Genomic DNA, 13,849 nt, shown 5'->3' with positions numbered 1-13,849 from the left:
AATGAAAATAGGCATACTTTGCTACCCAACATACGGCGGAAGCGGAATTGTGGCAACAGAACTCGGGATGTCTCTCGCCAATAAAGGCTATGAAGTACACTTCATCAGTTCGGCGCTTCCCGCAAGATTGGATATCACCAATCCAAATATTTTCTTTCATAAAGTAAATGTTCAGACTTATCCGCTTTTCCAGTATCAACCTTATGATATTGCGTTGAGCTCTATGATCTACCGTGTCGTCAATCTTTATAAACTAGACTTACTTCATGCTCATTATGCAATTCCTTACGCTTACGCTGCATTTACGGCAAAGCAAATGCTGAAAGAAGACAATAATGACATTCCTTTGGTAACAACACTTCATGGTACCGACATTACTTTGGTAGGGCAACATCCAAGTTACAAGCATGCGGTAGAATTCTCTATCAATCAATCAGATGCCATCACTTCTGTTTCTGAAAGTCTTAAAAAAGATACGCTACAGTTTTTTCATATCAAAAAAGAAATTCAGGTCATTACCAATTTCATCGACAATACTGAATTTGAAGACCTCAACGAATGCCAAAGAACTCAATTTGCCAGTGCTGATGAGAAAATTCTAATTCATGTTTCCAATTTAAGACCGGTAAAGCGTGTAGAGGAAGTGTTGCAGATTTTTAAAAGTGTCGAGAAAAAGGTAAAATCTAAATTGATCATCATCGGTGAAGGCCCTGACATGGAAAAGGTAAATTCTTTCTTAGAAGAAAATCCTGAATTGATTTCGAAAATACGTCTGTTGGGTAAAGTGAATGATTTATACAGAATTTTACGACTCTCAGACGTATTTTTACTCCCTTCTGAGCAGGAAAGCTTCGGTTTGGCAGCATTGGAAGCGATGGCCGCCAATACGCCAGTTATCAGTTCAAATGCAGGTGGAATTCCCGAAGTAAACATTCAGGGTGAAACAGGGTTTTTAGCAGAAATCGGTAACGTAGAGGCAATGAGCAATTACACAATTAAGCTTTTAAGCAACGAAGAATTATTAACTCAAATGAAAATCAATGCTAAAGAACAGGCAATTAGATTTGACCTGAAAAATATTCTTCCCATCTACGAAGATATGTACAAAAAGACGATTGAGAATTTTAGGAAGGAGCCGGCGAAGGCATAATACTTCATTAGAATTTAACTAAAAATCAGGGTGTTTGCTCTGATTTTTTTTTAGCTTAAACTTTATTAAAATCCTCACCAAAGTTTCTGGAATCAAAATATCTTGACGCATTTCTTTGTAAGCAAAATTTCAAATTCAAATTTTTCTTAAATTAGTGGTAACACAAAACACCACCGATGAACGAAAAATTATTACAATATCTTTGGAACTTCAAGGTATTTACCCATTTCAATTTTCACGATCTTAATGGAAATCCTATTGAGATATTAGATTTCGGGAAATGGAACAAAGATTCCGGGCCGGATTTTCTGATGGCGAAAATCAAGATCAACAGCGTCATTTTAGCTGGAAATATTGAACTTCATGTAAGATCTTCTGACTGGATTTTCCACCAGCATTCTAAAGATCCCAACTACGACAATATTATTCTGCATGTCGTTTTTCAGAATGATGCAGACATCGACGAACTCAACACGAAAAACATTCCAACCTTGGAATTGAGAAATCATATTGATGAAAATATCTTTGCGAAGTATGAAAAGCTGTTGAAAGAAAGTCAGTTTATTGCATGTGAAGATATTTTTAATCCCAATAAAATTCCGGTTCATTTTCATGAAGAAAGTTTATTGAAAAAGCTTGAAGAGAAATCTTCAGAAATTGAAAAAGACCTAGAGATTCATAAAAATAATTACGAAGCCGTTTTATTTCACAGCCTCGCCTACGCTTTCGGTTTGAAAGTGAATGCATATTTATTTAAACAAATTGCCGAAAGTATTGATTTTACCATCTTCAATAAAATCCGTCAGAACAAAACCCAATTAGAAGCTTTGCTCTTCGGAATTTCAGGCTGGCTTGAAAAACCCGAAGACGAACAAATGAAAATCTGGAAAAGAGAATTTGATTTTTTGAAAGCTAAATTTGATATTTCTGACTTGTTTATTCGTCCGAAATTTTTAAGATTACGGCCTCCTAATTTCCCCACGCTTCGTTTGTCGCAATTGGCTGACCTTTATCATCAGCACCAAAATCTATTTTCAAAAATCATTAATGCTGAAAATGCCGAGGCACTGATGCAAATCTTTATAAATGTTAAAGCTTCAGATTATTGGGATAATCATTTCAATTTTGGAAAGATTTCACCTATTAATCAACCCAAAGTTTTAACGAAAGACTTCATTGAATTACTTATTCTCAACAGTATTTTACCTTTAAAATATACCTATCACAAATACCATCATGAAGAAATCACAGATGAAATTCTGGCATTTTACAAAGAACTCTCTGCTGAGAAAAACTCTATTGTTGACGGATGGAAAAATTTAGGTTTAAAGATTAAAAGTGCATTGCATACCCAAAGTCTAATTTATCATTACAAAAATTACTGCACTCCAAAAAATTGCTTAAATTGCAGTATAGGATTTAAAATTTTAAAAGAAAATAATCATGTTTGATAATCTGCGCCATAAAATGGAAAGAGAATGGTTTGGTGTACTTACAAGAATGGGTGCAAAATTGGGAATCCCTGTGTCTAAGTTGCGGGTTTTCTTCATCTACTCTACTTTTGCGACTGCAGGGTTTTTCTTTTTAATATACCTTGGGCTGGCTTTTACGCTTTGGATCAAAGATATTTTCATCACCAGAAGACCCAGTGTTTTTGATTTATAACACTTAGCAGCTGGCAATCGGCTTTTTGCTGTTAGCTTTAAGCTAAGCAATCTAAAATCAAAGGTTAACAATCAAATCAGACAACTACTCATGGAATTTTTACAGATAACGTCACCTGACGACTACCGTGTTCAGCAGATTTATGACTCTTATGCCTCCAGTTTTCCTGAGGATGAAAGACGAGACTGGTATAAGTTCGTGCGTCTATTTGAATATCCGCAAGTGAAAGTGATTTCAGTTTTGAATGAATCTGAAAACATTGGTTATCTCGTACTTTGGGAACTGAAAAATCATGTTTTTGTGGAGCATTTTGAAGTTTTCGCTAAGTTTAGAAATCAAAAATTAGGTTCGCACATTACAGATTATTTGTTTAAAAATCATCCGAGAATTATTCTGGAGATTGAACCAGAACACTTGAACGAAGACTCTAAACGACGTTTTTCGTTTTACCAAAGAAATGGCTTTCATCTGATTGATGAGTTGTACATTCAGCCTAGTTATGGTGACGGTAAAAAGCGACTTCCCCTGTGGCTTTTATCTAATTATCATCCTGAAAATCTTGATGAAGTAAAAGATGAAATTTACGATGTAGTTTATCATTAGCAACTTGTAGCGAGATTGTTTTTTTTAATCCCCGCTTAGTTTATTCAGTTTAGAATATTCATTGAAAGCGCCTCTCAGCTCATATTCTATTTCCATCGCTTTAAAAGTTTTTCTAAATCTTTTGGAAAGACGATTCACGCGCTCGGCGTAGTAAAGAAAGTGGTCAATTCCCTCTTCATTCATACCGTATTTTGTAAGAAAACTCAAATCAACTTCATTTTTAACTCTCTTTAAAAAGTCTTGAGTTTCGTTGTATGTTGGCGCTGTAATTTGGGGAGCAGATGCCTTTTTCACCAACCTTACGGCTTCTGCGATAACTTTGATGGGATTAACATATCCTGCGTTGAAGTCATGACCTTGAAATGTTTTGGGAATCTCACTTTTAGGCAGCGGTGCAGGCATCGGAGCTTTCATGTATTCTTCCATCGAAGACTTTAGTTTGGCAACTTTTTTAGAATCATTGTAATGCTTATTGTCTCTCTCAAGATTTCCGGTCGGCCTGTATTCAATCTCAACCTCCGGAATTAATGTTTCAGCTCTCAGAAGAACGACATACATTGGTTTCTCATCAATCTCTTTCCTGATGATTTTATCTGTACGGTAATAACTTTCTTTCACAAAACGTAACTCGTCGTTTTCATCCGCTTCAATACTGAAGTTTCCGTACAGATCACTGGTTGATCTGATATTTTTAGTATAATTAAAAACTAAAACTGAAGGTAAACCAAGCTGTTGATCATCAGAAATTTTGCCGAAGACCTTTTGCTGTGCAAAATTTGGACTAGCAATAAGAGATAAAGCGACAATAAAAATTTTGATAAAAAGGTTTTTCAATTGTTGGAAGATTTTATGTGATCTGTTGTACTGTTCTTTAATCTGTCAACATAAATGGGGATCACTGTTTCGATACCCAACATTGCTTTAGACAGATTTCTCTCCTTAACCGCCGATGAGATGTCTGGTCTTAAAATAAAACTAAATTCTAAAAACTCTGAAATTCTTTCTGCCGGAATTTCAGATTCTACAAAATACTCGTCGTCAATTCTCTTGCGAATCCAGCTGATCTTATCTTGCACATCTTCATATCTGTACCGTCGTTTCTGCCTTCTCGCTTTTCCACTGATTAAATCATACACTGCCTGTACATTTACAGATCCGAAAGCTGCTGCTATGAGAACCTTTTTCAGTTCTGCCGGAGCTTCTCTGGGCTTTTCCGGAGGTTTGGGAAGACCTAAATTCTCCTGAAGTTTTGCAACCTTATCTTCTTTGGAAAGCCTTTTTGAATCTTTATTTATATCCCCTGTAAGATCCAGGATTACCACTTCTTTAATTTCTTCAGGAACTCTGATCAGCATAACATTTAAAGATGAATGATAATCAGAAACTCTTCTTTCAGCTCTTTCATATCCTATTTTTGAAAATCGGATTTCATCATGCACAGAAGCTTCAATTTCAAAATTTCCAGCAGCATCGCTGAATGTTTTTTTATCATTTGAAATATTGACCACCAAAACCTGAGTGATAACCATACTGTTTTCACTGATGGTCTTGCCTGAAATTTTCTGTTGGGAAAACAAACTGCTGAAGGAAAAAAAAGTAAGAATCAAAAAAAATATTTTAGAAAAATATGATTTCATGACCTTCTATTTTTTTGTTGGAGGAGCTTTATATGTGGAAATTCTCGTTAAAACCGCTCTCTGAAATCTCATCAAATCAGCATCGCTTACAAAACCGTATTTTAAAATACTTTTTCGCTCAAAACCACCTGCTAAAACATAGTAGATAAAGTGCTGAACCTGTGAATTCTCTATTTTTAAATCATTAAAATACTGATAACCCAAAGCTGTCACCAAATAATTCATCATATCAACATCATCCCATTTATTTTTCACTTTTCCGATCGCAAAACCTTGTCCTTTAGGCTGCACAAACTCGCCAGGCTTTGCAGCAAGAATTCTCGGGTCAGACTTTTGCTTAATGTAAACCGCTAAATCTTTCTTTAGTTTTTCGACTTTCCTTGGCGGATTTAAAGTTTTCGTATCAATTTTAAGATCTCCCGTCAGTGCTTTTTTTATTTCAACTTCATCAATAAGCTGCGCAAACCTTATCAACCTAACATTAATAGGTGAAGCTATATTTTCTTTGGTAACACTTGCATTGACTCTATCATAGCCAATTTTAATGAAACGCAGATTATCACCTTGTCTTCCGGCAATCATAAAATGCCCGTCACGATTGGTTGTCACCCGTTCATCTGTTCTGATATTGATGACAGTAACGTCAGACATTTCTATATTTTCTTCGGAAGTCACTTTCCCAAAAATAAATTCCTGGGCATTGATGCTGACAAAGAAAAATAAGGATAAAATAAAGAGTAATTTTAATTTCACAGATTATTGTTTTATAGAGCAAAACTAAAGTAATTTTTGTTGAATTTCAGAAGTTTAACCACCGTTAACGCTTTTAGTATTATTTTTTGAATTTTTCTTTTTGAAACTGTTAAAAACCAATCTTTAATTGTTAAAATTTCATTTATATTTTAATTAAATTGCAGTCTCAATCTCTTCAAGACATGAACAATTCTTACACGGTCATCAACGCTTCTGCGGGTTCCGGGAAAACCTATGCACTCGTGCAACGACTTCTGATGATTTGCCTGCGATATCCCAATCAGCAGCATTCTATCAGAAACATTCTGGCATTAACGTTCACCAACAAAGCCGCCAATGAGATGAAAGAAAGAATTTTGTCTTGGCTGGGAAATTTTACCGCTGACAGCTATGCAAACAACGCAGATTTAAAAAATATTCAGGTCGCTTTTGAAAGTGAAGGTCTAAAAATCACTATTGATGAACTTCATTTCAGATCAAAAAAACTATTGGATTATGTTCTTCATAACTATTCCACTTTAAATATCGGGACGATTGACCGTTTTAACTCACGCTTGGTTCGAAGCTTTTCTTATGAACTGGGGTTGGCTAAAAATTTTAATCTTGAGATTGATGCAGAACCTTTCCTAATCGAAGCTGTCGACAAGATGCTTGACCAGATTGGAGAAAACGACAGTATTTCAAATTCTTTCATGGATTATGTAGATTACAGTCTTGAAAACAATGAACGAATTAATTTAAATAAAAACCTTTACGATTCTGCAAAAGAATTCGTAAAAGACATTCATTACGAACACCTTAAAAACAACAAGAGCTTCGATGACAGCAAATACGAAGACATTAAAAATACGCTTCGAAAAGAAATTGTCACTAATAAAAAACGCTCACTAGAAATTGCAACCCAGTCGATTGAACTTTTTAAATCAAGAAATATTGATATTGAAGATTTCTCTCAAGGCAAAAATGGAATTGGGGGATTCTTCACGAAGATTTTAGATTTCTACAACAAAAGAAGACCTGGATTTCCTTTTCCTGCGAATGAAGAAAGTGCTTTAAATAATATTCAGAAAGGCGCTGCGACAAAATCAAAACATAAAGAATCAGAGATTTTTGAAATTCTCGAGCAGCTTTTGGAAAGCAGAATGCAGCTGATCCGCCTATTTATTGAAACCCAGAAAAAGGAAAAAATTCTATCCGCACTACTTCCATTAAAAGTTAATAAAGACATTCAGGATGAACTGAAAAAAATCGAAGATGAAAATGATTTGGTTCTTCTTTCAAAATTTAATATTCTGATCAATGAAAATCTGAAAAATGAACCGTCAGCATTTATATATGAAAAAGTAGGTTCTCAGTTTCAACACTATTTCTTTGATGAGTTTCAGGATACCTCGGAATTGCAGTGGCAGAATTTTATGCCGTTGAGGGATCACAGTGTTTCTACAGACAATACGTCATTTACGCTGGTGGGTGACCCAAAACAGAGTATTTATCGTTTCCGTGGTGGCGAGAGCAAACTAATGCTTGACATAATCAATAAAAAAGAAATTTCACCTAAACAAGCCGAATTATTGGTTCTAAAAGATAACTGGCGAAGTGCAAAAAACATCGTTCAGTTTAATAATGAACTTTACCAATTTCATTCAAAAGATTTGGAAGAGGAACATAAAAATATTTTCGGAGTTGATGCTGAGCAAAATTCAAAATCTAAAATTGATGGCAGAGTAAAAATTAATTTAATTGAAAACCTTACAAAAGAAGATTTCTACCATGACGTTTCCGAAAAGATGCAGAAAGACATCCAAGAATGTCTTGACAACGGTTTTTTGTTTTCCGACATAACGATTTTGTGCCGTGGAAACTTTGACATTTTCAGTTATTCTCAAAAATTGGGAAATCTTAAAGTTAGTTATCGTGGCGAAGAAACGAATATCAAAACGATTTCTGACAAAGGTCTGACCTTAGAATTATCGAATACTCTACAGGCCGTCATTCAGTTTCTGCGATGGGAAACCAATCCGAAAAACAAACCTCATCTGATTATGCTGATGTTTTATCTGAACCGTTTAGGCAGAATTACGATGGCGGATTTTAGTTTAGACATAAGAGAAATTCTGGCGATCGATTCTCACGAAGAAATTTTAGAATTTATTCAAAATAAATATGCTTTAAAATTGAAACAGGATAATTTTCCGAAATTTAATCTCTACAATTTTGTTGAATATTACATCAACGAATTTGCAGTCGAAAACAAGGAAACTGATTTCCTTCTCAACTTTTTGGAGATGCTTTTTAATTTCACTCAAAATGCAGGAGCAAGTACTAAAGAATTTTTAAAATATTGGGATGAAGAAGCATCAAAACACACTATCCAAGCTTCTGAAAACATTGATGCCATTCAGATTATGACTATTCATAAAGCAAAAGGTCTGGAATTTCCGGTGGTTTTTATTCCTTTAGAAAATAAAAATTCGGACAGCCAATTTAGTAATTGGTTTGATACCGATGGTGATGAAGCATTGAAGTCTGTGAATATAAATCAGTTTAACAAAAATCTTGAAGCTTACGATCCTGAGATTGAAAAGTTTAACAAAATTAATTCCTATAAAAATTTCGTAGACCGACTTTGCCTGCAATATGTTGCGACCACAAGACCCGTAGAACAGCTTTTCTTTTATCTTCAAAAAGCCAATAAAACATCAAATAATCTGGAGATTTTAGAATTTATTCAATCTAAAAATCCGGAAAATCTGGAGGAGTTTGATTTGTATGAAACGAAACCCGAAATGCTTGTAAAACACAGCATACACAAAAGTTTGTCTTACAAAACTAAAGAGATTGACAATCTGAATAACAAGCATGAAAAAATCACATCGATAAAAATCGCAACCCCCTCAAAAACCTATCAGGAACGTAATAAAAAAGTACGCACCGGAATTTTTGTGCACGAACTTTTATCAAAAATAAACATTGAAAAAGACATCGAAAAAGTCTTGGAATCTTACACTTTGGAAGGTCAGATTACTTTAGAGGAAAAAGAAGATATTCACTTGGCTTTAAAAGAAATCATCACAAAATATTCTGAATTTTTTGATGAAAAATGGGAGGTTATCAATGAAAAAGACATTATGATTTCCGAAAAGGGAATCAGCAGAATTTATCGTCCTGACCGTATTTTGAAAAATGAAGAAGGTTGTATTATAGTAGATTTTAAAACAGGACAAGAGTCTGAAAAGAATGAAAAGCAAATTGAAACGTATAAATCTGTGCTAGAGAGTTTGGGTATGACAGTTTTGAAAACGCAGCTGATTTATCTTTAACTTTTGTGACCATCATATAAAAAACTAATATCGGCGGGGCCTTTGGCCCCGCCGATATTAGTTTTTTATAAAGATTTTTTTGAATGATCAAACTATTCAAAATCGTAGTTCTACTACACTTTATCAATTTCTATTGAAATAATTTTTTAATTACAGGAAATAAAATTAATTTTAATACCACATCAATTACCAAAACACAAAATCAATGAAAAATATAACAAATGCAGATAAGATAGCTGAAAATCACATTGCAGGTGTGCAACGTCTTGTAAAACTAGACATTGTAATTGAGGGTAAAATTATCAAACATTTTAAACACTTTCGCCTTGTCCAAAGTGTAAGAAAACATCACAACTTCGAGCTTACTTTAGCTCATGATTCTTTAGATGGATTACAAAACCATAACCTGCAGGATGCACAAAAATTTTTAGGAAAACGTTTGACCGTAGTTTTTAAATACAAGGATGCGGAGAATGAAAGTCCCGAGCGAACTTTTGTCGGGGTTATTACAAAAGTTGCTTACAGTCAGGAAAACATGAGTCTGGGCAATGTAATCCTGAAAGGCTACAGCCCAACTATTTTGATGGATTCAGCACCTCACACGCAGAGTTTTGGAGGAGAACAGACCGTCAACACCTCAATCATTGCCGAGAGAATCATCCAAGAGACTATTAGCTCAGGAAAATTTGACTATAAAATAAATACCCAAAACAAAAGCTATATCAATTACAGTGCGCAATATAGAGAAACGCATTACAATTATTTGGCAAGGTTGGCTGAAGCTTATGGTGAACAATTTTACTATGACGGGGAAATACTATATTTTGGAAAACTGCCTTCTACAGAAAAACCATTACGCCTCATCTACGGAAGCAATGTAAACGATATCTGTGTAGAATTGAAGGCATTACACATAAAACCTGAATTTTTAGGGTACAACAGCAGCGATAATACAAAACTTCTAAGCAGTACAGCCAATATCAAACATTTGGGACAATTAGCTGACAAGGCATATCAAATTAATGCTGATATATACAAAACCAAATCGCTCAATCCATCTCCAATCAATGCAAATATGGCATTAGATATAGACGAATCACAAAAAAGTGCTGCGGGAAGTACAGCAGTAGAAGTCTTTACGGTATCCGGAGCTACAACAGTCCCTTTCCTACATCCGGGTTGTATTGCAGATATCGAAATGAGAAAGCCGGACAGCAATCAGACCTCTTATTTTACAAAATTAATGATTACAGAAGTTTCCCATGAAGTAAATACAAAAGGATTTTATGAAGGTTCATTTGAAGCTATTGCAGAAGGTACGGGTTTTATACCAAAGCCTGAATTTCAAATGGTCACTGCGGAACCGCAGATTGCCACCGTTATTTCCAATGTAGACCCTTTGAACCAAGGGAGAATACAGGTAAGATTTGACTGGCAACTGAATGATACCACACATTTTATACGAATGATGAGTCCTGATGCCGGAGGAACTGATATGATTACCCAGAACAGAGGTTTTGTGGCAATTCCGGAAGTTGGCGATCAGGTCATGGTAGGTTTTGAATATCATCATCCAGACTTCCCCTTTGCAATGGGAGGAATGTTTCATGGTGGTGTTGGTTTAGGCGGCGGAGTAAATAATCATATTAAATCTATACAAACCAGAAGTGGTAATAAAGTCATTTTTAATGACGCAGAAGGAAGTATTTTTATTGAAGATCCGAGCGGAAACACCTATCATATGGACGGAAAAGGGAATATTATCGTCAATGCTCCAAAAGATATGACTTTCACTGCTGGTAATAACATCAGAATGTCAGCAGGCAATGATATTACATCCATCGCAGGCAGCAATATTTTATCAACAGCCAACGTCAATATTGTTTCCAATGCGGGAGTAAATATGATAGATACCGCAGGAAGAGATCTAATGCAGACTGCAACAGGAAATATTCATGAATCTTCTGATATGAGATCTGAAATTGCTGAAAACGAGAGAAACATTCAATCTAAAAAAAGCGATTCGTATGCGGAGAAAGTCACCGTTGTGAGTACGAAGCAGAATATGATTTTACAAAGTGAAAAAACCGTAAAATCGCAAAGCGGAGAACAAGGAAATTCACACTAAAAATATTGACATGGCCATTTTAAAAAAAGCTAACAATATCAATATACAGGTAAGTAACAAATACACTAGTTTTTCTAAAGTTTCTCATGAAGAATCTGAAGAAGTAATTATTGAAGCAACCAAACAGAATCTCGAATTATCCAGCCAAAAGCGCACTTTAATGCAGGGGTTTGGGAAAGACGGCGCAGGTGATGAAGACTGTAAAGAAGGAGTAATCAAGGTAAGTTACAAATTGATAGGAAAAGCAAAAAGAGAACCCGGTTTCAAATATGATGGTAGTAAAGCAGAAGACATGTTTTTTGCAGATAGTCCTGCAGCTTCCGCATCGATCAAGAATGATCCTGTTTTTAAATTAAGTGATGCAACTTTAGGAAAATATTTAGACCAATTGATGGAATCATTATCGATTGGAGATATGGAGACCGTAGCTTTAGAGATGTCTGAAAGATTTAAAAATGGTACAGGCGGAACTTATAAAAGTGAAACTCTTAATAAGGAAATAGCAAACAATCCTGCATTTACAAAGTATCACAATGATTTTTTAAGCAAAATAAAAGATCAGCTAAAAAAAAACAGTTACGATTTAAATTCTGTTAGTCAAATGCCAATGGATCTGTTACATTTTTCTTCATTTTGGGATAAGGTTTCTGGTTTAGGGATCACTGTACATCAGGTCTGGAGCGTAAAATCTGAAATCTCAGATTACAGCTATAATAAATGCACAAAAATGTGGAATGGAAAACTGAAATATACATTTTATGATCATTTCGGTTTAGATTGGGATGATGTGGTAAAACATGGCGGCGACAGAATTCCTCAATATCATACAGGTGATTTTTTTAAAGCATGGTATATTTTGCAGCATTATAGAAGTGCAAAACCATTTATTACAGAAATGGAAAGAACGGTATACTTAGGAGGAAACTCCGATAGAGATTAATTTTGATTATGAAAAACCTAATTATTTTATTTACATTATTTGTGGCGTGTATCCAAAACAAGTCTGAAGACTTACAGTTAATTGCTTTATCTCCTAAAACTTATGAGTTTAAAGCTGGCGAAAATAAAAATAGAATCGACTATTTTTTTTCAGAAGGAAATTTTTCTTACAACAGTTCGGGGTACGAAAATTTAAGAAATAAAATTGATGAAAAGATAAAAGAGGTAAATGTAAAAGAATATCATTTGTATTCAGTTTACATTTATAAAGAAACCGGCGTCATCAATAAAGAGTATAAAAATGGAAGAGAGGGCTTAGATGGTCATAATCAAGATCTTCTTGCCTACTTAAGATACAGCGAAGGAAAAATGGATATATTTTATATCATAGACCAAGGAAATGTAATGTACGATAAACTTTCTGACAAGGAAGAGAGTTTTCAATTTGACCAATAACATATAAAATAAGACAACCATGGGTGCAGGTGTAATTTTTGATACAAAATCTCCTATTTCTAGAAAAGGAATAGAACCTACGCAGGTTAAGACAATAAAATTAATAACTGCTTTAGATAATGGTTCTGCAAATAACGGAACCGGAAAAGGTTTGCAAAAAGGCATGCTATATGGAAAAACATATACTTTTAAAGTAGAAAACTATACCAACGGAGACCCTAAAGATAAAAATGTCATCAAATGGAAATATAAGTATCACAGCCTTTCACAAAACAGATGGATTGAGCGTTATTCTACGAAAACGGGTGAAGAATATAGCATCTATTTAAATGAAAAAGATATCTGTGGCAGGACCCTGCACGTTGTAGCCTATATTAATGATGAAATGTCAGAAGGTTTTTTAAAAATTTGGTGTCATAACAGATTCAGATGGTTTGATAGAAAAAGATTTGAAGAAGAACTAAAAGAAAGAACAGATAGTAAAATGCCGTGGAAGATCAATCAAAGCGGAACTTCACTTTGCGGAATGGCTTGTATATTTTATTTATTTGCAAAAGAACAACCAGCAGGTTACACAAAATTTGCAAAAGATTTATTCAGAACAGGTGAAGCGCAATATAACACCTATTCTGTAAAACCAGCAACAGAAATCTTAGACAAAGCGATCAATACGAATGGATATCCAATGAATACAGGCCAAATGCCTTTGGTTGATTTTGTAACAATGGCAGGAACAAGAAATGCAGATAATCCTAAATATAAAGGTGGGGATGAAGAATTTCAAGCTATAAACTGGCCGCCGCTCGTTGTAGGATTGTGCGAAAAATTATTAGGATACAAAAATGTAGAATCCAAAGGTGTCTACAATCCCGTTAAACCTCTCGCTACAAGTATAATGGCAATGAAATCAAAAATTGAAGATATCAATAAGCAGTTAACAGACGGGTACAAGCTTATTTTAATGGTTGATTCAGATTTAATACAGAATGTATGGGATATCAAATCTATGGATTTGCATTGGATTGTGCTGGAATCGCCTATTAGATGGGACTATGAGCCTGGTTTCTTTACAAGTAAAAAAGATGAAGTCACGTTTAAAGTATATACTTGGGGAAGTAATACGGAATACCTGTCAGCACCAATTACTTGGACACATTTTATGATGAATTACAACGGCTATATCAAAGTGAAATAAATA

Annotated in this window: 12 protein-coding genes; 9 read left to right on the top strand and 3 right to left on the bottom strand. The window is 34.6% G+C overall.

Annotated features, from left to right (window positions below; genetic code table 11):
• Position 1: 1 nt before the first annotated feature.
• The 4 genes from bshA to AR685_RS15315 all read left to right on the top strand — a co-directional run bounded on the left by bshA (position 2) and on the right by AR685_RS15315 (position 3,418).
• Complete coding sequence (gene bshA / locus AR685_RS15330) at positions 2-1,150, top strand: N-acetyl-alpha-D-glucosaminyl L-malate synthase BshA (protein ID WP_047446993.1); 1,149 nt, start codon at positions 2-4, stop codon at positions 1,148-1,150.
• Between the two features lie 176 nt (positions 1,151-1,326).
• Positions 1,327-2,601 (top strand): DUF2851 family protein, encoded by a 1,275-nt coding sequence (locus AR685_RS15325; RefSeq protein WP_059125086.1) that lies wholly within the window; start codon positions 1,327-1,329, stop codon positions 2,599-2,601.
• Positions 2,594-2,815: a PspC family transcriptional regulator gene (locus tag AR685_RS15320; protein WP_034678114.1), complete on the top strand. Its 222-nt coding sequence runs from the start codon at positions 2,594-2,596 to the stop codon at positions 2,813-2,815. The genes AR685_RS15325 and AR685_RS15320 overlap by 8 nt, the downstream gene beginning before the upstream one ends.
• Positions 2,816-2,905: 90 nt before the next feature.
• Positions 2,906-3,418 (top strand): GNAT family N-acetyltransferase, encoded by a 513-nt coding sequence (locus tag AR685_RS15315; RefSeq protein WP_059125085.1) that lies wholly within the window; start codon positions 2,906-2,908, stop codon positions 3,416-3,418.
• Between the two features lie 24 nt (positions 3,419-3,442).
• On the opposite strand, the gene AR685_RS15310 is transcribed toward AR685_RS15315, so the two are convergent.
• From AR685_RS15310 to AR685_RS15300, 3 genes are read right to left on the bottom strand one after another with little or no spacing between them, the layout of a single operon-like run.
• A complete protein-coding gene (locus tag AR685_RS15310; RefSeq protein ID WP_059125084.1) occupies positions 3,443-4,252 on the bottom strand; it encodes a hypothetical protein in 810 nt (269 codons plus the stop codon).
• Positions 4,249-5,055, bottom strand: coding sequence for a hypothetical protein (locus AR685_RS15305; RefSeq protein WP_047447003.1), 807 nt, complete (start codon positions 5,053-5,055; stop codon positions 4,249-4,251). Before AR685_RS15305 ends, AR685_RS15310 begins: the two co-directional genes overlap by 4 nt.
• Before the next feature lie 6 nt (positions 5,056-5,061).
• Positions 5,062-5,808: a hypothetical protein gene (locus AR685_RS15300; RefSeq protein ID WP_059125082.1), complete on the bottom strand. Its 747-nt coding sequence runs from the start codon at positions 5,806-5,808 to the stop codon at positions 5,062-5,064.
• 182 nt (positions 5,809-5,990) lie between these two features.
• Between AR685_RS15300 and AR685_RS15295 the strand changes: the two genes are divergently transcribed.
• From AR685_RS15295 to AR685_RS15275, 5 genes are all read left to right on the top strand, one after another.
• A complete protein-coding gene (locus AR685_RS15295) occupies positions 5,991-9,128 on the top strand; it encodes a UvrD-helicase domain-containing protein (RefSeq protein ID WP_059125081.1) in 3,138 nt (1,045 codons plus the stop codon).
• Positions 9,129-9,333: 205 nt separating this feature from the next.
• Positions 9,334-11,256 (top strand): type VI secretion system Vgr family protein, encoded by a 1,923-nt coding sequence (locus tag AR685_RS15290; protein WP_059125080.1) that lies wholly within the window; start codon positions 9,334-9,336, stop codon positions 11,254-11,256.
• A gap of 10 nt (positions 11,257-11,266) precedes the next feature.
• The gene (locus AR685_RS15285) at positions 11,267-12,196 is read left to right on the top strand and encodes a DUF3289 family protein (RefSeq protein ID WP_059125079.1); all 930 of its coding nucleotides are present in this window, start codon (positions 11,267-11,269) and stop codon (positions 12,194-12,196) included.
• An 8-nt stretch (positions 12,197-12,204) separates the two neighbouring features.
• Complete coding sequence (locus tag AR685_RS15280) at positions 12,205-12,651, top strand: hypothetical protein (RefSeq protein WP_059125078.1); 447 nt, start codon at positions 12,205-12,207, stop codon at positions 12,649-12,651.
• 19 nt (positions 12,652-12,670) lie between these two features.
• Positions 12,671-13,846, top strand: a complete 1,176-nt coding sequence (locus AR685_RS15275) for a hypothetical protein (protein ID WP_059125077.1) — start codon at positions 12,671-12,673, stop codon at positions 13,844-13,846.
• The last annotated feature ends 3 nt before the right edge of the window (positions 13,847-13,849 follow it).

This window comes from Chryseobacterium sp. JAH, assembly GCF_001507335.1.
Taxonomy (GTDB): Bacteria; Bacteroidota; Bacteroidia; order Flavobacteriales; family Weeksellaceae; genus Chryseobacterium.
Note: the sequence above shows the minus strand (reverse complement) of the source record. Positions and strands in the feature narration are given on the sequence as shown.